Annotated in this window: 19 protein-coding genes; 8 read left to right on the forward strand and 11 right to left on the reverse strand. The window is 59.7% G+C overall.

The window, feature by feature from the left end; all coding sequences use genetic code 11:
- Positions 1-133 precede the first annotated feature (133 nt).
- Positions 134-3,607, reverse strand: coding sequence for a transcription-repair coupling factor (gene mfd, locus ACJ8PI_RS05935; protein WP_164134143.1), 3,474 nt, complete (start codon positions 3,605-3,607; stop codon positions 134-136).
- A gap of 22 nt (positions 3,608-3,629) precedes the next feature.
- The gene (locus ACJ8PI_RS05940; protein ID WP_048321471.1) at positions 3,630-3,878 is read right to left on the reverse strand and encodes a hypothetical protein; all 249 of its coding nucleotides are present in this window, start codon (positions 3,876-3,878) and stop codon (positions 3,630-3,632) included.
- A gap of 38 nt (positions 3,879-3,916) precedes the next feature.
- Between ACJ8PI_RS05940 and lolC the strand changes: the two genes are divergently transcribed.
- Genes lolC through cobB form a run of 5 tightly spaced genes read left to right on the forward strand, consistent with a single transcriptional unit; the run spans position 3,917 to position 8,885 of the window.
- Positions 3,917-5,119: a lipoprotein-releasing ABC transporter permease subunit LolC gene (gene lolC / locus ACJ8PI_RS05945; RefSeq protein ID WP_039566510.1), complete on the forward strand. Its 1,203-nt coding sequence runs from the start codon at positions 3,917-3,919 to the stop codon at positions 5,117-5,119.
- The gene (lolD, locus tag ACJ8PI_RS05950) at positions 5,112-5,816 is read left to right on the forward strand and encodes a lipoprotein-releasing ABC transporter ATP-binding protein LolD (RefSeq protein ID WP_164134144.1); all 705 of its coding nucleotides are present in this window, start codon (positions 5,112-5,114) and stop codon (positions 5,814-5,816) included. Before lolC ends, lolD begins: the two co-directional genes overlap by 8 nt.
- On the forward strand, positions 5,816-7,063 hold the full coding sequence (gene lolE / locus ACJ8PI_RS05955) for a lipoprotein-releasing ABC transporter permease subunit LolE (protein WP_033646382.1): 1,248 nt from the start codon (positions 5,816-5,818) through the stop codon (positions 7,061-7,063). Before lolD ends, lolE begins: the two co-directional genes overlap by 1 nt.
- A 53-nt stretch (positions 7,064-7,116) precedes the next feature.
- Positions 7,117-8,037, forward strand: coding sequence for an N-acetylglucosamine kinase (gene nagK, locus ACJ8PI_RS05960; protein ID WP_041034741.1), 921 nt, complete (start codon positions 7,117-7,119; stop codon positions 8,035-8,037).
- An 11-nt stretch (positions 8,038-8,048) separates the two neighbouring features.
- On the forward strand, positions 8,049-8,885 hold the full coding sequence (gene cobB / locus ACJ8PI_RS05965) for a Sir2 family NAD+-dependent deacetylase (RefSeq protein WP_033638183.1): 837 nt from the start codon (positions 8,049-8,051) through the stop codon (positions 8,883-8,885).
- Positions 8,886-8,933: 48 nt separating this feature from the next.
- Here the strand turns inward: cobB and potD are convergent, their stop codons facing one another.
- The gene (potD, locus tag ACJ8PI_RS05970) at positions 8,934-9,977 is read right to left on the reverse strand and encodes a spermidine/putrescine ABC transporter substrate-binding protein PotD (RefSeq protein WP_033638184.1); all 1,044 of its coding nucleotides are present in this window, start codon (positions 9,975-9,977) and stop codon (positions 8,934-8,936) included.
- A complete protein-coding gene (locus ACJ8PI_RS05975; protein ID WP_125460748.1) occupies positions 9,907-10,224 on the reverse strand; it encodes a hypothetical protein in 318 nt (105 codons plus the stop codon). The genes potD and ACJ8PI_RS05975 overlap by 71 nt, the downstream gene beginning before the upstream one ends.
- Between ACJ8PI_RS05975 and ACJ8PI_RS05980 the strand changes: the two genes are divergently transcribed.
- Positions 10,214-10,915: a MurR/RpiR family transcriptional regulator gene (locus tag ACJ8PI_RS05980; RefSeq protein ID WP_033638186.1), complete on the forward strand. Its 702-nt coding sequence runs from the start codon at positions 10,214-10,216 to the stop codon at positions 10,913-10,915. The two genes, ACJ8PI_RS05975 and ACJ8PI_RS05980, sit on opposite strands and share 11 nt — an antisense overlap.
- A gap of 17 nt (positions 10,916-10,932) precedes the next feature.
- Here the strand turns inward: ACJ8PI_RS05980 and ACJ8PI_RS05985 are convergent, their stop codons facing one another.
- The 6 genes from ACJ8PI_RS05985 to ACJ8PI_RS06010 all read right to left on the reverse strand — a co-directional run bounded on the left by ACJ8PI_RS05985 (position 10,933) and on the right by ACJ8PI_RS06010 (position 17,157).
- Positions 10,933-12,318: a family 4 glycosyl hydrolase gene (locus ACJ8PI_RS05985; protein WP_033646380.1), complete on the reverse strand. Its 1,386-nt coding sequence runs from the start codon at positions 12,316-12,318 to the stop codon at positions 10,933-10,935.
- Between the two features lie 24 nt (positions 12,319-12,342).
- The gene (locus ACJ8PI_RS05990; RefSeq protein WP_049235122.1) at positions 12,343-13,902 is read right to left on the reverse strand and encodes a PTS transporter subunit EIIC; all 1,560 of its coding nucleotides are present in this window, start codon (positions 13,900-13,902) and stop codon (positions 12,343-12,345) included.
- Positions 13,903-14,120: 218 nt separating this feature from the next.
- Complete coding sequence (potC, locus tag ACJ8PI_RS05995; RefSeq protein ID WP_033638190.1) at positions 14,121-14,903, reverse strand: spermidine/putrescine ABC transporter permease PotC; 783 nt, start codon at positions 14,901-14,903, stop codon at positions 14,121-14,123.
- Positions 14,900-15,760 (reverse strand): spermidine/putrescine ABC transporter permease PotB, encoded by an 861-nt coding sequence (gene potB / locus ACJ8PI_RS06000; RefSeq protein WP_033646379.1) that lies wholly within the window; start codon positions 15,758-15,760, stop codon positions 14,900-14,902. Before potB ends, potC begins: the two co-directional genes overlap by 4 nt.
- The gene (potA, locus tag ACJ8PI_RS06005) at positions 15,744-16,859 is read right to left on the reverse strand and encodes a spermidine/putrescine ABC transporter ATP-binding protein PotA (RefSeq protein WP_041034747.1); all 1,116 of its coding nucleotides are present in this window, start codon (positions 16,857-16,859) and stop codon (positions 15,744-15,746) included. The genes potB and potA overlap by 17 nt, the downstream gene beginning before the upstream one ends.
- 25 nt (positions 16,860-16,884) lie before the next feature.
- Positions 16,885-17,157, reverse strand: a complete 273-nt coding sequence (locus ACJ8PI_RS06010) for a hypothetical protein (protein ID WP_101456414.1) — start codon at positions 17,155-17,157, stop codon at positions 16,885-16,887.
- A 57-nt stretch (positions 17,158-17,214) separates the two neighbouring features.
- Here ACJ8PI_RS06010 and pepT point away from each other — a divergent pair, with 57 nt between their 5' ends.
- Positions 17,215-18,444 carry a peptidase T gene (gene pepT / locus ACJ8PI_RS06015; RefSeq protein WP_004941154.1) on the forward strand — a complete coding sequence of 410 codons (1,230 nt, stop codon included), beginning with the start codon at positions 17,215-17,217 and terminating at the stop codon, positions 18,442-18,444.
- Between the two features lie 90 nt (positions 18,445-18,534).
- Positions 18,535-19,623: a malate/lactate/ureidoglycolate dehydrogenase gene (locus tag ACJ8PI_RS06020; protein WP_164134171.1), complete on the forward strand. Its 1,089-nt coding sequence runs from the start codon at positions 18,535-18,537 to the stop codon at positions 19,621-19,623.
- Between the two features lie 77 nt (positions 19,624-19,700).
- On the opposite strand, the gene ACJ8PI_RS06025 is transcribed toward ACJ8PI_RS06020, so the two are convergent.
- The gene (locus tag ACJ8PI_RS06025; protein ID WP_164134145.1) at positions 19,701-21,452 is read right to left on the reverse strand and encodes an ATP-binding cassette domain-containing protein; all 1,752 of its coding nucleotides are present in this window, start codon (positions 21,450-21,452) and stop codon (positions 19,701-19,703) included.
- Positions 21,453-21,645 lie beyond the last annotated feature (193 nt).

The following is a 21,645-nucleotide window of genomic DNA, read 5'->3' on the forward strand; positions in this document are numbered from 1 at the left end:
TCTCCCCCGATAACACAGGGCACAGAGTAGCCTGAAGCGCCTGGGGAGGGATAGAAGGCTTGGCGATAAGATAGAACCGCCCGGCCGCAGCCGGGGATGGGAGCGTGCGCCCCGGCGAGCGGGGCGCGTGGCCTCAGGCCGCCAGCGTGTGTTCGCGGAAGGCGTCCAGCAGCTCTTCGGTGAACGCCAGGCGTTTTTGGCGATCGGCCAGATCGAGCGTGAACTTCAGCTTGCTCGGGCCGTCCAGGCGGTAAACCTGCGGATTGCCCTGCAACAGGCCGATCAGATAACCGGGATCGACGCGGTTGTTGTCGCCGAACTCGATAAAGCCGCCGCGCTCGTTGCTCTCGATGCGTTTGATGCCCAGCTTCTGCGCATGCAGGCGCAGCGCCGCGCACTGCAACAGGTTGCGCGCCGCGTCCGGCAACTGACCGAAGCGGTCGATCAGCTCGACTTTCAGCTCATCCAGCTCGCCGTCGCTCTTCGCGCTGGCGATGCGCTTGTACAGCGACAGGCGGGTATTGACGTCGGGAATGAAATCTTCCGGCAGCAGCGTCGGCATGCGCAGTTCCACCTCGGTCTGGCTGCTGGTGAGATCTTCCAGCGACGGTTCGCGGCCATTTTTCAACGCATCGACGGCGCTTTCCAGCAGCTCCATGTAGAGCGAGAAGCCGACGGTGGTCATCTGGCCACTCTGGTCTTCGCCCAGCAGTTCGCCGGCGCCGCGGATCTCCAGATCGTGGGTCGCCAGCGCGAAACCGGCGCCGAGATCTTCCAGCGACGCGATGGCCTCGAGCCGTTTATGGGCGTCGGTGCCCATGGCTTTCGGGTTTGGCGTCAACAGATAGGCGTAAGCCTGGTGGTGCGAGCGCCCGACGCGGCCGCGCAGCTGGTGCAGCTGCGCCAGGCCGAAGCGATCGGCGCGCTCGATGATGATGGTGTTGGCGCTGGGAATATCGATGCCGGTTTCGATGATGGTGGTGCACACCAGCACGTTGAAGCGCTGGTGGTGGAAATCGTTCATCACCCGTTCCAGATCACGCTCGCGCATCTGGCCGTGGCCGATGGCGATGCGCGCTTCCGGCACCAGCTCCGCCAGGCGCTGCGCCGCTTTCTCGATGTTTTCGACGTCGTTGTAGAGGTAGTAAACCTGGCCGCCGCGCAGCACTTCGCGCAGGATCGCCTCGCGCACCACCAGGCTGTCGTATTCGCGCACGAAGGTCTTCACCGCCAAGCGGCGCGCCGGCGGGGTGGCGATGATCGACAGATCGCGCATGCCGCTCATCGCCATGTTCAGGGTACGCGGGATCGGCGTGGCGGTCAGCGTCAGGATATCGACGTCGGCACGCATCGCCTTGATGCGCTCCTTGTGGCGCACGCCGAAGCGGTGCTCCTCATCGACGATCAGCAGCCCCAGGTCTTTCCAGCGCAGATCGCTCTGCAACAGCTTGTGGGTGCCGATGATGATGTCCACCTTGCCTTCTGCCGCGTCGTCCAGCACCTGCTGCTGCTCTTTGGCGCTGCGGAAGCGCGACATCATCTCGATGCGGATCGGCCAGGTGGCGAAGCGATCGCGGAAGTTGTCGAAGTGCTGCTGCGCCAGCAGGGTGGTCGGCACCAGCACCGCCACCTGCTTGCCGTTTTCCACCGCCAGGAAGGCGGCGCGCATCGCCACTTCGGTTTTGCCGAAGCCGACGTCGCCGCACACCAGGCGATCCATCGCCAACGGCTGACACATGTCGCTCAATACGGCATTGATCGCCTGTTCCTGATCCGGCGTGGTTTCGAACGGGAAGCTCTGGCAGAACAGCTGGTACTGTTCGCGGTTGTGTTTGAAGGCGAAACCGGCTTTGGCGGCGCGCTGGGCGTAGATATCCAGCAGCTCCGCCGCCACGTCGCGCACCCGCTCGGCCGCTTTCTGCCGCGCGCGCGTCCAGGCGTCGCCGCCCAGTTTGTGCAGCGGCGCGTTTTCGTCCGCGCCGCCGGCGTAGCGGCTGATCAGATGCAGCGAAGAAACCGGCACGTACAGCTTGTCCTCACCGGCGTAGGAGAGGATCAGGTACTCGGCCTTGATGCCGCCGGCCTCCAGCGTGGTCAGGCCGACGTAGCGGCCGACGCCGTGCTCCAGGTGCACCACCGGCTGGCCGGGATGCAGCTCCGCCAGGTTGCGGATCAGGGTATCGGTGTTGATGGTGCGCCGGTTGTCCTGCCGGCGGCGGCTGACGCGCTCGCCGAGCAGATCGCTTTCGCAGATCAGCGCCCGCCGGCGCAGGCCGTCGAGGAAGCCGTGTTCGGCGGCGCCGACCATCATGTAACGGCCCGCCGTTTCCGCCTGATCGAGGCGCTGAATCAGCGCCGGCGCCAGCTTGATGCGGCCGAGCAGATCCTGCAGCGTTTCACGCCGCCCCTCGCTCTCGACGGAGAAAATCACGCTGCCGTCGAAGCCTTCGATAAAGCGCCGCAGGTTATCCAGCGGGGATTTATGCTGCGCCTGCACCGCCAGATCGGGCAGGGCATGGTAGTCCAGATTGGTATTGCCGGCCTTGGCCGGCAGCTCATCGGTTTTCAGCGCGATGCGCGGCCAGGCCTTCAGCTCGCCGAACAGCGCGTCGACGCGCAGCCACAGCGTATCCGGCGCCAGCAGCGGGCGCATCGGATCGACGCGGCGGCTTTCGTAACGCTGGTTGACGTCTTGCCAGAAGCGCTCGGCGGCGCCCTCCAGATCGCCGGTATTGACGATCAGCGTGTTGGCCGGCAGGTAGCTGAACAGCGACGGCAGCGGCTGGCTGAAGAACAGCGGCTGCCAGTATTCGATGCCGGCTGGCCAGGCGCTTTTGCTGACCTGCTGATAGATGTGCTCGGCGTCGCGGCGTACCTCAAACTGCTCGCGCCACTGGCTGCGGAACAGCTCGATGGCGTTCTTGTCGGTGGGGAACTCGTGGGCCGGCAACAGATTGATGGCCTCGACTTCGCTCAGCGTGCGCTGGGTATCGACGTCGAAGATGCGCAGGCTGTCGATTTCGTCATCGAAAAAGTCGATGCGGTAAGGCTCATCGCTGCCCATCGGGTAAAGATCGAGCAGCGCGCCGCGGGTGGCGAATTCGCCGTGCTCCATCACCTGATCGACGCTGCGATAGCCGGCCTGTTCCAGCTGCGCGCGCAGCTTGTCGCGCGACAGGCGCTGGCCTTTCTTCATCACCAGCGCGTGGCCGTGCAGGAACTCGTGCGGGCAGACGCGCTGCATCAGGGTATTGACCGGCAAAATGATCACGCCGCGCGCCATGGTCGGCAGATGATACAGGCTCGACAAACGATCCGAGATGATTTCCTGATGCGGCGAGAAGCTGTCATACGGCAGGGTTTCCCAGTCGGACAGCGTGGTCACCATCTGGTCGGTGAACTGCTGGATCTCGTCGCGCAGCCGCAGGGCGTTTTGCATGTCCGGCGCGATCAGCATCACCGGGCCAGGGTGGCGTTCGACGATCTCGGCGCACTCCACGGCGCAGGCCGCGCCGGTCAGTTGCCCCAGCTGGCGCAGATCGCCTGCGCGATCGGGCAGAGAATAACGAGGGGATGAGGAACGGTTACGGCTATCGGAAGTGCTCATTCAGGTATCTTTAATCAATGTGTTAGAGGGCGTTCCGGCACGGATAACCCAGCGCCTTTATGCTGTTTATAGTAGCCCAGCGGCCGGCAAACTGACACAGCAAAAAGCGCTGCTCATCGCTTTTTTGCCGATTATTTAACCGGTTGACGCCGTCGACTTTTTGCGGCGACGGGTCAATATTGCGCTCATCTGCCGCCGCCGTTCTCCTCTGCGCCACGCAATAAAAGGCCGTCGGGTGTTCCCTAAACGAGGGAGAGCCTTTATCATCCATGATCACTTTGCTTAAGCCACGGCTATCAAACGGATTTCATGTATCAACCTGTCGCGTTATTCATTGGCCTGCGCTACATGCGCGGGCGAGCCTCAGACCGCTTCGGGCGGTTTGTTTCCTGGCTTTCCACCATCGGCATTACGCTGGGGGTGATGGCGTTGGTCACCGTGCTGTCGGTGATGAACGGATTCGAAAAGGATCTGGAGAACAACATCCTCGGCCTGATGCCGCAGGCGTTGATCACCAGCCCGCAAGGATCGGTCAACCCGCAGCAGCTGCCGGCCTCCGAGGTGCAGAAGCTGCAGGGCGTCACGCGCGTTGCGCCGCTGACCACCGGTGACGTGGTGCTGCAAAGCGCCCGCAGCGTGGCGGTCGGGGTGATGCTCGGCGTCAATCCCGACGAGGCCGATCCGCTGACCCCGTATCTGGTCAACGTCAAGCAGCAGCAGCTGCAGCCGGGCCAATACAACATCATCATCGGCGAACAGCTGGCGGGGCAACTCGGCGTCAAACGCGGCGATTCGCTGCGCGTGATGGTGCCGAGCGCCAGCCAGTTCACGCCGATGGGCCGCATTCCCAGCCAGCGCCTGTTCACCCTCATCGGCACCTTCCACGCCAACAGCGAGGTGGACGGCTATCAGCTGCTGGTCAACCAACAGGACGCTTCGCGCCTGATGCGCTACCCGGCCGGCAACATCACCGGCTGGCGCCTGTTCCTGCAGCAGCCGCTGGCGGTCGATACCCTCAGCCAACAGCCGTTGCCGGCGGGCACGGTCTGGAAAGACTGGCGCGATCGCAAGGGCGAGCTGTTCCAGGCGGTGCGCATGGAGAAGAATATGATGGGGCTGCTGCTCAGCCTGATCGTGGCGGTGGCGGCGTTTAACATCATTACCTCGCTCGGCCTGCTGGTGATGGAGAAGCAGGGCGAGGTCGCCATTCTGCAGACCCAGGGGCTGACCCGCCGCCAGATCATGTCGGTGTTTATGGTGCAGGGCGCCAGCGCCGGCATCATCGGCTCGCTGCTCGGCACGCTGCTCGGCGTGCTGCTGGCCACCAACCTGAATAACCTGATGCCGATCCTCGGCGCCCTGATCGACGGCGCTTCGCTGCCGGTGGCGGTCGATCCGCTGCAGGTGACGATCATCGCCGTGGTGGCGATGGCGGTTTCCCTGTTGTCCACGCTTTATCCTTCATGGCGCGCTGCCGCCGTACAACCCGCTGAGGCTTTACGTTATGAGTAACCATCTTTTGCTGCAGTGTGACAACCTGTGCAAGACCTATCAGGAAGGCAATCTGCACACCGACGTGCTGCGCAACGTCAGCTTTGCCATGCCGCAGGGCGAGATGATGGCGATCGTCGGCAGCTCGGGTTCCGGCAAGAGCACCCTGTTGCACCTGCTGGGCGGGCTGGACTCGCCGACCTCCGGCGAGGTGATCTTCAAGGGCGCATCGCTGAACGCCATGTCTTCGGCGGCCAAGGCCGAGCTGCGCAACCGCCAGCTCGGCTTCATCTATCAGTTTCACCATCTGCTGCCGGACTTCACCGCGCTGGAAAACGCCGCCATGCCGCTGCTGATCGGCGGCGCCAAGCCGGCGCAGGCGCAGGAGAAGGCGCGGGAGATGCTGGGGGCGGTCGGGCTGGAAAAACGCAGCAAACACCGCCCGTCCGAGCTTTCCGGCGGCGAGCGTCAGCGCGTGGCGATCGCGCGCGCGCTGGTCAATAATCCGGCGCTGGTGCTGGCGGACGAACCGACCGGCAACCTGGACAAACGCACCGCGGACAGCATCTTCGATCTGCTGGGCGAGCTGAACGTGCGTCAGGGCACCGCTTTTCTGGTGGTGACGCACGATCTGCAGCTGGCCAAGCGCCTGAGCCGCCAGCTGGAAATGGCCGACGGCCACCTGCAGGCGCAACTGACCCTGATGGGGGCCGAGTAATGGCGGGAGCCTCACTGTCCTTCCTGACGGCCCTGCGTTTCAGCCGCGGCCGTAAACGCGGCGGCATGGTGTCGCTGATTTCGGTCATCTCCACCATCGGTATCGCGCTGGGGGTAGCGGTGTTGATCGTCGGCCTGAGCGCGATGAACGGCTTTGAGCGCGAGCTGAAAAACCGCATTCTGGCGGTGGTACCGCACGGCGAACTCGAACCGGTCAATCAGCCGTTCAGCGGCTGGCCGTCGATTCTGCAGCGGGTGGAGAAGGTGCCGGGCATTGTGGCCGCCGCGCCGTACATCAACTTTACCGGCCTGATGGAGAACGGCGCGCAGCTGCGCGCGGTGGAAGTCAAAGGCGTGGATCCGCAGCAGGAGAGCCGGCTGAGCGCGCTGCCGCAGTATGTGCAGGGTGATGCCTGGGCCAACTTCAAGGCCGGCGAACAGCAGGTGATCCTTGGCAAGGGCGTGGCCGACGCGCTGGGCGTGAAGCAAGGCGCCTATGTGACGGTGATGATCCCCAACAGCGACCCGGAAATGAAGCTGCTGCAGCCGAAGCGCATCCGTCTGCACGTGACCGGCATTTTGCAGCTCAGCGGCCAGCTCGATCACAGCCTGGCGCTGGTGCCGCTGGCCGATGCGCAGCAGTATCTCGACATGGGTGACAGCGTCACGGGTATCGCCCTCAAGATGAACGACGTGTTTGCCGCCAACAAACTGGTGCGCGACGCCGGCGAAGTGACCAACGCCTACATTTACATCAAGAGCTGGATCGGCAAATACGGCTACATGTACCGCGATATCCAGATGATCCGCGCCATCATGTACCTGGCGATGGTGCTGGTGATCGGCGTGGCCTGCTTCAACATCGTGTCCACGCTGGTGATGGCGGTGAAAGACAAAAGCGCCGACATCGCGGTGCTGCGCACCCTGGGCGCCAAAGACGGCTTTATCCGCGCCATCTTCATCTGGTACGGGCTGCTGGCCGGGCTGCTGGGCAGCCTGAGCGGCGTGGTGATCGGGGTGATCGCCTCGCTGCAGCTGACCAACATTATCCGGGGCATCGAGAAACTGGTCGGCCACTCCTTCCTGTCGGGCGATATCTACTTCATCGACTTCCTGCCTTCCGAGCTGCACTGGCTGGACGTGCTGATCGTGCTGGCGACCGCCATCGTGCTGAGCCTGTTGGCCAGTTGGTATCCGGCGAGGCGCGCCAGCCGCATCGATCCGGCGCGGGTGCTCAGCGGACAATAAAACCTACGGGGAGGCAGCGATGCCGCCCCGTTTTTTTAGCCTGGGGATGGGTTATGTACTACGGTTTCGATATGGGCGGCACCAAGATTGAGCTGGGGGTATTCGACGACAACCTGCAGCGCATTTGGCAAAAACGGGTGCCGACGCCGCGTGAAGACTACCGGCAACTGCTGGCCACGCTGGGCGATCTGACCCTCGAGGCGGATGCGTTCTGTGGCCGGCGCGGCAGCGTCGGCATCGGCATTCCGGGCCTGCCCAATGACGATGACGGCACGCTGTTTACCGCCAACGTGCCGGCGGCGATGGGGCGGCCGTTGCCCCGCGATCTGGCGGCGCTGATCGGGCGCGAGGTGCGCGTCGACAACGACGCCAACTGCTTTGCGCTGTCGGAGGCCTGGGACGACGAGTTTCGCCGCTACCCGACGGTGCTGGGCATCATCCTCGGCACCGGCGTTGGCGGCGGCCTGATCGTCGATGGCAAGACGGTGCCTGGGCGCAACTATATCGCCGGCGAGTTCGGCCATTTGCGCCTGCCGGTGGACGCGCTCGAAGTGCTGGGGCGTGATGTGCCTCGCGTCGCCTGCGGGTGCGGCCACCAGGGTTGCATTGAAAATTACATATCGGGCCGCGGTTTCGAATGGATGTACGCCCATTTCTATGGCCGGCACTTGCCCGCCACCGAGATCATTGCGCATTATCAGGCGGGTGAGGCGCAGGCGGTGGCTCACGTCGACCGCTTTATGGACGTGCTGGCGATCTGCCTGGGCAACCTGCTGACGGTGCTGGATCCGCACCTGGTGGTGATCGGCGGCGGGCTGTCGAACTTCGACGCCATTTACCAGGCGTTGCCGCAGCGGTTGCCGGCGCACCTGCTGCGGGTGGCCCGGCTGCCGCGCATCGAGAAGGCGCGCTATGGCGACGCCGGCGGCGTGCGCGGCGCAGCGTTCCTCAATTTGGTAAACAGGGAAAAGTAAGGAGAGAGTTAATGCACACTCGCCATCGGCTGTGTCAGTTTCGCAAGAGTAAGCATGTGCTGCATCAGCGCTTTCGTTCACGCATTTTTCACCGTGACACCATGGCGGCGGCCGAGCTGAAAAAGCCGTTTGTGGTGGTGTTGACCGGGGCCGGCATTTCGGCCGAGTCGGGCATTCGCACCTTCCGCGCCGCGGATGGGCTATGGGAAGAGCACCGGGTGGAGGACGTCGCCACGCCGGAAGGTTTTCAGCGCGATCCGGCGCTGGTGCAGGCGTTTTACAACGAACGCCGCCGCCAGCTGCAGACGGAGGAGATCGCCCCGAACGCCGCGCACCGCGCGCTGGCTGATCTGGAAGAGTGGCTGGGGGAAAACTTCCTGCTGGTCACGCAAAACATCGATAACCTGCATGAGCGCGCCGGCAGCAAGCGGGTGCTGCACATGCACGGCGAACTGCTGAAGGTGCGCTGCACCCAGTCGGGGCAGGTGTTCGAATGGCCCGGCGATCTCAGCGTTGACGACCGTTGCCATTGCTGCCAGTTCCCGGCGCCGCTGCGGCCGCACGTGGTGTGGTTCGGCGAGATGCCGCTGGGCATGGACGACATTTACCAGGCGCTGAGCAAGGCCGATTTCTTCGTCGCCATCGGCACCTCCGGCCACGTCTACCCGGCGGCCGGCTTCGTGCATGAGGCGCGGCTGGGCGGCGCCTACGCGATGGAGCTGAACCTGGAGCCAAGCCAGGTGGAGAGCCAGTTCGACGAGAAGCACTACGGTCTTGCCAGCGAAGTGGTGCCGCGCTTTGTGCACAAGTTCCTGGTGGGCAAGGTGGCGCGGGCCGACAGGCCCTGAGAAAGGCATCAGGGCGCACTGCGCGCCCTGATGGGATGGCGGGGCGTATTAGCGCCCGGCTTTCAGCTTTTGGAAGTAGCTTTCATACAGCGTGCTGGCGTCGCCGACGTCGTTTTGCCACTCGCCGTGCTCAATCACCGCCTTGTCCGGGTAGAGTGACTTGTCGTTGGCGATCTCCGGCGACAGCAGTTTCTTCGCCGCCAGGTTCGGCGTCGGGTAACCGATGGTTTCCGCCACCTGCACCGCGATTTCCGGCCGCAGCAGGAAGTCTATCAGCTTCAGCGCCCCCTCGACGTTGCGCGCGTTGGCCGGAATGGCCAGGCTGTCCATCCAGAAGATCCCGCCTTCCTTCGGCCAGACGATCTCCAGCGGCGTGCCGGCCTGGCGCGCCACGAAGGCCGAACCGTTCCACACCATACCGACGTTGACTTCCCCTTCCATAAACGGGTTGCCCGGGTTGTCGGAGTTGAAGGCCAGCACGTTCGGCATCAATTTCTGCAGTTCGTGATAGGCGGCTTCGATCTCTTTCGGGTCGGTGGTGTTGCCGGAATAGCCCAGCTTGAGCAGCGCCATCTGGAACACTTCGCGCGCGTCGTCGGTCAGCAGCAGGCGGCCCTTGTACTGCGGCTGCCACAGATCGGCCCAGGCGGTAACGGTAGAGGGATCCTGCTCGTCGCTGTTGACGCCGATGGCGGTAGCGCCCCAGATGTAGGGGATGGAGTAGTCGTTGTTGGGATCGAACGGCTTGTTCAGCAGGGTAGGATCGAGATCCTTGAAGTGGCTGAGCTTGCTCTTGTCGATTTTTTGCAGCATGCCTTCCTTGCTCATCTTGGCGATGAAGTAAGTGGAAGGCACCACCAGATCGTACGCGCCGTCTTTGTAGGTCTTGAGCTTGGCGTACATGCTTTCGTTGGATTCATAGGTGGAATAAATCACCTTGATGCCGGTTTCCTTGGTGAACTGCTCCAGCAGCCCCGGCGGGACGTATTCAGTCCAGTTATAGAAATACAGTGTTTTGCCGTCAGAGGCGTTTGCAGAGCAGATACTCAGCGCCATCATCCCGGCTGCGAGCAGATGTGACCACTTTTTCATGCAGCGTATCCTTCAGCAGTCGTGAGCCGAACCCGTATGAGCCGCCGTTTTCGGCCGCGCCATACCCCAGAAAGGGGCCATTATAGGGGGCGGGGCGGGGTGGGTAAAGGCGGTTATCCCGCAGGCAAATCAAGGGGTTTGGCGGCTTAAAGCGCATCACAATTTGATTGTCTCGCGCTGGACAGGCGGTGAAGCGCGTGCGAAACAATAATTTTGGCGAATAAACGAGGGCGGCGATGAATTTCAAACAGGTCTTCAGCCAGGCGGAGCTCAGCAAGACGGATCTGACGATTTTGCACTGCATTCTCGATAATCCGGACGCCTGCATCGACGACGGCATCCGCGCGGTATCCGCACGCTGCTACAGTTCCCCCTCGACGCTGGTGCGGCTGGCCAAAAAGCTGGGCTTTCGCGGCTATCTCGAACTGGTCTATTTCATCAAATTCAACCTGACGATGGCGCCGGCCTATCAGGCGGAGCGCGCTACGCCGGCGGCACCGCCGGCGCAGTTTCTCGATCTGCTCGACAGCGGCAAGATCCTGATCCACGGCAGCGGTTTTTCGCAATTGGTGGCGCAGTATATGTACAACAAGTTTATGACGCTGGGCGTAGACAGTTACCTGTCGCTGTGGCCGGATTTCGACATTCTTGACCGTGAGACGCGCTTTCGCTTCGATATGGTGATCGTGATTTCAAAGTCGGGCAACAGCGGCTCGGCGCTGAGCTGGAGCGAGGCGGTGAAGCGTAACCGCATCCTGTTGGCGGCCTTCTGCGGCGACGGCGACAGCCCGCTGGCGCAGCAGGCCGACATGACCTTTCTGTTTGAGGACCGGCAAAAATACGATCACGATATCTACTATCCCAATCCGTTTTTCGGCCACTGTCTGTTGGGATTCGAGAATGTGATCACCGCCTGGTTTGAACGACGCGGCCGCTGACGGCCGCGCCGCGCCGTTTAGCGCCAGTGCCCGGCATACTGACGGTGGGCCTGCAGGTACTCCTCCACCAGCGTTTTCGCCAGCGAGTAGGAGTTGACCAACGGGTGCACCATCAGCGCCTTGATGGCCAACTGGCGGTTACCGGTCAGGATCGCCGCCACCGCCAGCCGTTCGTACTCTTTCACCTGCGAAATCAGGTTCTTCTGGGTGTCGGGAATATCGCGCATTTTGACCGGCTGAATGCCGGCGCTGCTCAATTCGCAGCTGATTTCGATCACGTCTTCCGGGTGCAGAAAATCGAGCGTGTCGCGGTTTTGCATCGATACCACCACGCGTTTTTGCCGGCCGCTGTTGACCGCCTCCAGAATATCGATCGCCACCCCGGCATAGCCGCCGCTGTCAGGCTGTTCGATAAACTGTTGCAGCGTCAGCATCTCACGCGTTTTCACCTTGCCCTGGCTGGACTCGCGCTGCATATAGGAATTTTCGCGCTGCAGGTAATGGCTGAAGTAGACAGAGAAGGCATGCTCCAACTGACGGGGGATGTCCAGCTCGCCCAACGCCGACAGCATTTGGCGGTTGATCGCCGCAATTTGTTCGCCGCGGGTCTCGCCGCCCTCGACGATGGCGGCGATCGCCTGCTCACGGTAGTAGTAATAGTAGAGATACTCGTTGAGCATCAGGTTGTCCGACAGCGCCACCAGCTCCGGCGAGAAGTATTTCATGCAGGTTTCGCGATACAGGCGCGGATCCGCCAGCAACCGTTCCGTGACCGGCTCGCCGTTGACGCGTGCATTGCGGAACCAGGAAAGGTGATTGAGGCCGAAGCAGTCGACGCTCAGCTGGTCTTCGCGGCAGTCCAGCAGCTCGGCCAGTTCGCGGATGAACTCGCTGGGGGCGTCGCAGATGCCGTAGACCCGGCGCTGGAAGCCGGATTTGATGATCGCCTCGGTCACCATGCCGGAAGGATTGGTGAAGTTGAACAACACCGCGTCCGGCGAGGAAAGCTGCTCGATCAGGCGGCAATAGTCGAGGATCGCCGGAATCGAACGCATCGCCATGGCGAAGCCGCCGGCGCCGGTGGTTTCTTGCCCGAGCAACTGGTGATTGAGCGCGATGCGCTCGTCATGGATGCGGCCTTCCTCGCCGCCGATGCGCAGGGTGGTGATGATGTAGTCGGCGCCTTGCAGCGCCTGGCGCGCATCGCTGCTGAGGCTGAAAGCAATGTCGCCGCGAATGCGCTGGAATACGCCCTGCGCGAGGGCGCCGTAGATCGCCAGATGGCGCTCATCGGTATCCATAAACACCACTTCGGTAATGCCGATGCGATGGGCGTTATAGGCGATGGATTTGGCGAGGAACGGGGAACGCACGCCGCCGCCGCCGAGAACGGTTAATTTCATTCGATATCTCCCATTAATAAAGCGTTAGAGTGCCGCTAAATATTTCTCTACCTGATTTTTGACCTTGCTGACCGTGACGCCGTAAATCACCTGCACTTCACGGCGATTCTTCACCACGCCTTTGGCGCCGGTGCTTTTCAACGCGGCTTCATCCACCCGCGCCATATCCTTTAATTCCACCCGCAGCCGGGTGAAGCAGTTGTCGACGGAAATAATGTTTTCCTTGCCGCCCAGCGCGCGAATAATGATGCCGCTCAGTTCGTCCGGGTTATTTTTGCGGTTCCGGTAATCCTGTTTGGAATAGAGTTTGACGTCCTGATCATCTTCGCGGCCCGGCGTCTTCAGATTGAGCTTCAGCACCAGCGTTTTGAACACCAGGTAATACACCGCAAACTGCACCAGGCCGATGACCACATACAGCGGCCAGCGGGTGAGGGAGACCGGCAGCGGCAGGTTGTAGGCCAGGAACTCGACCAGCCCGCTGGCGCCCCAGGGGCGCACCTGGAACAGGTTGCAGGCCACCTGCGACAGCGCGGTCAACACGGCGTGGATCACCCACAGCAGCGGAGAGATAAACAGGAAGGTGAACTCTATCGGCTCGGTGATGCCGACCAGGATCGAGGTGGTGATGGCCGGGATCAGAATCGCCTTGGCCAGCATTTTCTTTTCCGGTTTGGCGGTGTGATAGAAAGCCAATGCCGCGCCCGACAGGCCGAAGATGGTCACCATCCCTTGCTGCGAGAAGCGCAGCGCCTCGTTCATCAGCGGCGAGATGCTCGGGTCGCGCATATAGGCCAGGAAAATTGCCTGCGAGCCGGAGACGGTCTGGCCGTCCTGCACGATCGAACCGCCGATGCTGGTGAGCTGGAACGGCGACCAGATAAAGTGGTGCAGCCCGGTGGGGATGAGGAATTTTTCGAAGAAGCCGTAGACGAAAACCCCGAGCGAGCCGGAGCTTTTCATAAAGCCGGTCAGCGCGATCAGGCCCTGTGAGATGGCCGGCCACAGGTAGCTGAAGGCGACGGCGTACAGCATGATGATCGGCGTCATGGCGATCAGCACCAGTTTGGCGCCGCCGTAGACCGAGAACACGCCGTTGAGCTCGACGTTGCACAGGCGGTTGTGCACCCAGGCGATGGTGACGCCGAGGATAAGACCGAGAAAAATGCCCATATCCACCACGGTAAAGCCCAGCAGCTCAGTCTGCCCGGTGCCGTAATATTCGCCGTTGATCTTGGCCGCGACGTGGCCGCTGAGTTGCAGATAAGACGAATTGGCGCCGAGGAACATGATAAAGCACATCACCGCAACCAGCGCCGCTTCGCTTTTTTTGTCTTTGGCCAGGCCGTAGGTAATGCCGATGCAGAAAATCAGCCCGAGATTGCCGAATAACGGCCAGAAGGTATCGCCGATCATTTTACCGATAGAGAACACGGCGGAATGTTCATTGATAAGTGTGGCATTGGTGAGAATAGAACTGAGCGCCAGAATCAGACCGATCACCGGCAGGAAAAATATCGGCCCCATCATGGCTTTGGAGAAAAGCTGCAGCTTGCTTAAGATATTATCGATAATACCTTTCATGGCAGTTCCTTTTTATATTTTAATGGATGACGACGTTGCTGAATAAACTCCCTGGAAGCGAGAAAAAATAAGGCACCTTGCCTGGATTCAGTTATAGGGGGAAGTTTTCGCCGCTGCAATCGGCGGGGCGGAAATAGGCACCGATGGTCAGGGAGTGACAACCGGTGCCGATTGTGAAGGGGATCACAACCGGGCGCCGCAGCGCCCGGCGGGGAGGATTATTCGGCCTTGGGCGCGCGATCGCGCATCACCCACTGGCTGGCGATCACCAGCACCAGCGACAGCAGCAGCAAAATGGTGGCCAGCGCGTTGACCTCCGGCGAGACGCCGACTTTCACCATCGAATAGATCTTCAGCGGCAAGATCTCGTAGCTCGGCCCGGTAACGAAGGAGGAGACGACCACGTCGTCCATCGACAGGGTGAAGCTCAGCAGCCAGCCGGCCGCCACCGCCGGCATCGCCAGCGGCAGGATGATCTTGCGCAGAATGGTGAACTCGCTTGCGCCGAGATCGCGCGCGGCCTCCAGCATCTTCACGTCGAAGCCTTTCAGGCGCGCGTAGACGGTCACCACCACGAACGGCAGGCAGAAGGTGATGTGCGAGAACAGCAGCGACCAGAAGCCGAGCGAAATGCCCAGCAGCATGAATAGCACCAGCAGCGAGATGGCCATCACGATGTCCGGCGACATCATCACCACGAACAGCATGCCGCCGACGAACGGCTTGCCGCGGAAGCGGTAGCGGTACAGCGCCACCGCGGTCAGCGAGCCGATCAGCGTGGCGAAGGTGGCGGAGAGCACCGCCATGGTCAGCGAATGGCCGGCGGCCTGCAGCAGGCTGTCGTTGTTGAGCAGCGTGCTGTACCACTGGGTGGTAGCTCCTTGCCAACTGATGCCGAAGCGCGAGGCGTTGAAGGAGTTGACGATCAGGATGACGATCGGGATATACAGATAGGCGTATACCAGCGCCATAAAGCCGCCGCGCAGCAGACGTCCGATCATGCCAGATCCTCCTTCTTGTTCAGCAGGCGGGCGGCCCGGTAATAGACCAGCAGCAACAGCCCCATCACCAGCGTCAGGCAGATGCTGGTGGCCGCGCCGAACGGCCAGTCGCGGATATTGAGGAACTGGCTTTTAATCACGTTGCCGATCAGCAGATTCTTGGCGCCGCCCATCAGATCGGCGACGAAGAACAGCCCCATCGCCGGCAGCACCACCAGCAGGCAGCCGGCGATAATGCCCGGCATGGTCAGCGGCACGATGATGCGGATAAAGGTCTGCAGCTTGCCGGCGCCGAGATCGCGCGCCGCCTCCAGGCAGGACTTATCGAGCTTTTCGATGCTGGAGTAGAGCGGCATCACCATAAACGGCAGCAGGATATACACCAGGCCGAGGATCACCGCTTCCGAGGTGTACATGATGCGCAGCGGCTTGTCGATGACGCCGATCCACAGCAGCGCGTCGTTGAGATAGCCGCGGGTGCTGAGAAACAGCTTCAGGCCGTAGATGCGGATCAGCGAATTGGTCCAGAAGGGCACGATCAGCAGAAACAGCAGCAGCGGCCGCACCTTCTGCGGCAAGCGCGCCAGGATAAAGGCGAACGGGTAGCCGATCGCCAGGCAGCACAGGGTGGCGATCAGCGCCATGTTCAGCGAGTGCAGCAGCACCTGGGCATACAACGGATCGAACAAGCGCCGGTAGTTGTCCAGCGTGAACACCATCTGCACCAGATTGGCGTCGTCGCGGGTCAGGAAGCTGGTGGCGATGATCATCAGGTTCGGCATGAACACGAACAGCAGCAGCCAGGCGACGACGCCGACGATCACCACATTCTGGAAGACTTTACGCGATTTCTTCATCGGCCAGCACCACCTCCCAGCTTTCAACCCAGGTCACCGCCATCTTCTGATTGAGCGAGTGATCGACGTCCGGATCGTCTTCGTTGAAGAACTCGCTGACCATCACCGTTTTGCCGCTCTCCAGCTCGACCACCGATTCCAGCGTCATGCCTTTGTAATTGCGCTCGCGCACGTAGCCGATCAGCCCGTCGTGCTGCGCGCTGTCGTTCACTTCTTCCACCCGCAGGTCTTCCGGGCGCAGCAGCACCTTCAGCTTTTGGCCCTGCTCCACCGGCAGATCGGCGTAGATGTCGCACTCGCGGCCCTCGACGTTGGCGCGCACCCGCTGCGGATCGAGGCGCTGCAGAACCACCGCGTCGAAGATGTTGATCTCGCCGATAAAGCTGGCGACGAACAGGTTCTTCGGCTCTTCGTAGATCTCGCGCGGCGTGCCGTCCTGCTCGATGCGGCCTTCGCGCATCACCACGATGCGATCCGACATGGTCAGCGCTTCCTCCTGATCGTGGGTGACGAACACGAAGGTGATGCCCAGCTTGCGCTGCAGCGCCTTCAGCTCGTTCTGCATCTGTTTGCGCAGCTTATAGTCCAGCGCCGACAGCGATTCGTCCAGCAGCAGCACCTTCGGCTTGTTGACCACCGCGCGGGCGATGGCCACGCGCTGCTGTTGGCCGCCGGAGAGCTGGCCCGGCCGCCGCTGGGCGAAGGCATCCAGCTGCACCATGCGCAGCGCCTCTTCGACGCGCGGCGTCAGTTCCGCCGCCGGCACCTTTTGCATGCGCAGGCCGAAGGCGACGTTGTCGAACACCGACATGTGCGGAAACAGCGCATAGCTCTGAAACACGGTGTTGACGTGGCGATGCTCGGCCGGAATGGCGGTGATGTCCTGGCCGTCGAGCACGATGCGGCCCAAATCGGCGTCTTCCAGACCGGCGATCAGGCGCAGCACCGTGGTTTTGCCACAGCCGGAGGGGCCGAGAATGGTGAGGAATTCGCCGTGGTTAATCGTCAGTTCGAGATCGGCAATGATGGTTTTGCCATCGAACGCTTTGCTCAGGGCATGCAGTTCAACAAGGGGTGCTCGAGAGGATGTCTCAGTCATTTATCGTATTACTCTATCCCGTGGGCTAATGCAGATAGAACCGCAACTGGAAAAGACTGCCGGAGCTTGCGGGATGCCCGCTGATCAAATGAAGCTCAAACCAGTTGCGCCAATGGAAATTTTTCGAGCGCGCATGATAGACGCTGAATGCCGGAATTGAAAGCCGATCCGGCCCAGATGCCGCGTTTTTCATCATGATAGCGACAAATGACCCTGTGATGACAGTGTTATTTCCCTCAGAAATCATCACAAAGATTAATGATATTGGCGAATTCTGGTTAAAAATGACCTGACGCAATATTTGATCCTGATCGGTTCCGCATAATGAAACGCGATATTCTGAGGGGCCGCTACCATGGACAAATTACTTGACCGCTTTTTCAACTACGTCTCTTTCGACACCCAGTCCAAAGCGAACGTAAAGCATGTGCCGAGCACCGACGGGCAGTTGAAGCTGGCGCGTGCGTTGCAGCAGGAAATGATCGCGCTCGGCTTCGAGCGGGTGTCGCTCAGCGAACACGGCTGCGTGATGGGCACCTGGCCGGGCAACGTCGCCTGGCCGGTGCCGGCGGTCGGTTTTATCGCCCATTTGGATACCTCGCCGGATTTCAGCGGCAAACACGTCAATCCGCAGATCGTCGAGAACTATCGCGGCGGCGACATCGCGCTCGGCATCGGCGATGAAGTGCTGTCGCCGGTGATGTTCCCGATCCTGCACCAGATGCTGGGGCAAACCCTGATCACCACCGACGGCAAAACGCTGCTGGGCGCCGACGACAAGGCCGGCATCGCCGAGATCCTCACCGCCATGGTGCGCCTGCGTGCGCGCAAAATCCCGCACGGCGACATCCGCGTAGCCTTCACCCCGGACGAGGAGGTAGGCAAGGGGGCGCAGCTGTTCGACGTGGCGGCCTTCAATGCCGAATGGGCTTATACCGTGGACGGCGGCGGCGTCGGCGAGCTGGAGTGCGAGAACTTCAACGCCGCCTCGGTGACGATCAAAATCCTCGGCAACAGCGTGCACCCCGGCAGCGCCAAGGGCGTGATGGTCAACGCGCTGTCGCTGGCCACCCGCATTCATCAGGCGCTGCCGGCGGACGAAGCGCCGGAGACCACCGAAGGCTACCAGGGCTTTTATCACCTCAGCAGCATCAAGGGCAGCGTAGAGCGCGCCGAAATGCACTATATCCTGCGCGACTTCGAGCGCGAGGGGTTTGAGGCGCGCAAGCGCAAGATGGTGGACATCGCCCGCGAGGTCGGCAAAGGCTTGCCGCGCGATTGCTATATCGAAGTGAGCATCGAAGACAGCTATTACAACATGCGCGAACAGGTGGCGGAGCACCCGCACGTGATTGCGCTGGCGCAGCAGGCGATGCGCGACTGCGACATCGAACCGGTGATGAAGCCGATCCGCGGCGGCACCGACGGCGCGCAGCTGTCGTTCCGCGGCCTGCCGTGCCCGAACCTGTTCACCGGCGGCTACAACTACCACGGCAAGCACGAGTTCGTGACGCTGGAAGGCATGGAGCAAGCGGTGGCGGTGATCATGCGCATCGCGGCGCTGGCCGCCGAGCGGGCGCGGTAAACGGGACGCTTGCGATTATCATAATCGCTTGCTGCAACAAGGCGTTGCTCATAGTGTGGAAGCACATTCCCCACGCATAAGGACCGCATGATGAGCACCGAATACCGTATCGCCAGCCCGCATTTGGCGCAGTTCGTTCAGGCGATTTGGCGCCAGGCCGGCAGCACGGCGCGCGAAGCAGAGCTGGTGGCCGATCATCTGGTGCAGGCCAATCTGGCCGGGCACGACTCACACGGCGTCGGCATGATCCCCAGCTACATGGCGTCGTTGGCGCAGGGGCAATTGCAGCTCAATCAGCACGCCGAAGTGGTGCGCGACGCCGGCGCGGTGCTGACGCTCGACGGTGCGCGCGGTTTCGGTCAGGTGGTGGCCAGCGAAGCAATGGCGCTGGGCATTGAACGCGCCGGCAAGCTGGGGCTGGCGGCGGTGGCGCTGCACAACGCGCACCATATCGGCCGCATCGGCCATTGGGCGGAGCAGTGCGCCCGCGCCGGTTTTATCTCGATTCACTTCGTCAACGTGGTGGGCGATCCGATGGTGGCGCCGTTCGGCGGCAGCGATCGCCGCTTCGGCACCAACCCGTTCTGCGCCATTTTCCCGCGGCCGGGCCGCACGCCGCTGCTGTTGGATTTTGCCACCAGCGGTATCGCCTTCGGCAAAACCCGGGTGGCCTATAACAAAGGGCTGTCGGTGGCGCCGGGCTATCTGATCGACGAACACGGGCAGCCGACTACCGAACCGAAGGTGATGCACGAAGCGCCGTTCGGTTCGCTGCTGCCGTTCGGCTTGCACAAAGGCTACGCGCTGGCGGCGATGTGCGAAATCCTCGGCGGCGCGCTCTCCGGCGGCCGCACCACCCACGACGCCACGCTGAAAGCCGACAGCGACGCCATCTTCAACTGCATGACCACCCTGATCCTCGATCCTCAGGCCTTCGACGCCCCGCAAATGCAGGCCGAGGCCGAAGCGTTTATCGGTTGGGTGAAGGCTTCGCCGCCGAGCGGCGAACAGCCGATCGCGGTGCCGGGAGAATGGGAAGAGGCCAACCGCACGGCGCGGCTGGAGCAGGGCATACCGATAGACGCCAATACCTGGCGGCAGATTTGCGCGGCGGCGGAGCAGGCGGGCATGACGGCGGGGGAACTGGCGGATTACCGCGCGCAGGCGCGCCAGGGATAAAAACTTTATGATTGGTACATTGGATGACGAGCCTGGTTACGCTACTGATGCTGTCGGGGCGTTTGGTATTGATTCTTTCAGACAGCGGCGTCCAATGTATTTTTATGCAGAATGGATTGAATATAGATGTTTCTATCAGCCAATGAGGACAGCTCCCCCCTATCTGCAATGCCTTGTTGATCCAGCACGATGATTTCATCTGAGTAATCGAAGGTGGAACGTCGATGGCTGATATTAATCACGATAGAAGATGGATAAGCGGCTTTGATGTTTTCCAGTACCTCTCTTTCATTAATGATATCAAGAGATGAAGTCACTTCATCCAAAATGATAATTTTAGGTTGACGTAAAAACAGTCGAGCCAAAGATAATCGCTGGCGCTGCCCTCCGGATAATGTCATGCCATTGTCGCCAATTCTGAGATCCAATAACGAGGTTGAGTTATTAAGTGGAAGGTCATTGAGCTGTGCGTGCTTCAAAGCCATAAGGAGTTTTTCATCAGAGGCATCTGGGCACGAAATTTGCAGGTTAAATCGGAGTGTATCCATAAATATATAGTCATTTTGAGCGACGTGGAAAATTATTTCAGCTCGCTGCTTAATTGAGAGTGAATTTATTTCACTGCTGTTTAAATATATCCTTCCCGCATCAGGTTCCAGTTCACCTGAAATCAATTTTGCTAACGTGCTTTTTCCTGCTCCGCTAGGTCCCGTTAAAGTGAAAAAACCAGCGTGCGAGAATTCAATGTTCATATTTTTAATGGCATATGTCCCGTTTTTATCATATGAATATTGCACATCTCTTAGCGTGATCGAAACTGCCGTGTCTTGTAAATCGGTGGTGTGTGAGTTTTGAGTTGTCGGCGGCTTGATTGATGTAATAAATGTATATAAGGATGCTGTGGACTTTTGCATCGCCGTATACATGGAACCGATGTTCTCTAAGGGAGTCGCCAATAACATGATGTAAGAGGCTATCATGACAAAGTGACCTAAGGTAATCCCCTTGCTTATAACAAAATAAAGAGAAAGTAAAAACGATGAGCCGAAGAAAAAGATACTTAGTAATGCTTCAATAAGTAAGAGTTTGAAATCTGTTTTGAGTAATGCCTCATGTTTATCTTCAATCTTGTTAAGGAGTGTTTTGTATCTGTTAAATAAAAATTCATATGTATTGCAAACTCTGGCAGCCTCCATGTTCTTAACGCTGTCAGTGATGATGCTGTACTTTTTTACCGAGGTAGAGTAAAAATCAGAGTAAAGTTCAGAGATTTTTTTGTTGAACTTTTTCTTAGTGTGAAGGTAAAGGATAAAATAAATTAAGAATAGTGATGATACGAGGTAGTCTCCGGATAATAAAATAATTGAAATGCTGAATCCTAGCTGAAATAGAGGGGGGAGTAGGTTGTGTGAGATATTCCTCAGTAAAATTGTCAATTCATCTATAGCCTGATTTAAACGTTGGGTGATATCTCCCGTATTTTCATGGCTATTTACTTCTTTCAAATTGAAAAGGCTTTTAAAATAATTATCAGTCATGTTGATCACGATGTTGTTACGTAGCGATGTGATTAATATGAAGTTTAATGCTGAAGAGAGCTTTCGCATGCTCATAATGGCGATATAACTGATAGCAAGGGTAATGATGGAAAGAGATAAACTGAATTCCTTTTCCTCAATGGCATTAATTAGGTAAGCCATAATTACCGGTTGTACAGAAAATAAAAATGTGGCGATCACCGAGATTAAAATCAAAGTGTAAAATTGACGTTTTACTGTGTAACTTGATGACTTGTTGAAATATTTCAATAAAAATAGTATTTTTTCCATCTTTTTACCTTTAATCTTCTTTACAGTATGATGCGGGCCCACACCATACTCTTGAAAATTATTTGATAAACAAATTCTATTTCATGCCAAGCTCAGTTATCGCTGCGTACTGATTTTATCGACCTGAGTATCGGTCATGGTGGTTGTCTTGATTAACAGAATGTCTTTTTCAGTTAACATAAATACTCCATTG

Source organism: Serratia sp. CY82433, assembly GCF_052166535.1.
GTDB classification, from domain to species: Bacteria; Pseudomonadota; Gammaproteobacteria; order Enterobacterales; family Enterobacteriaceae; genus Serratia; species Serratia sarumanii.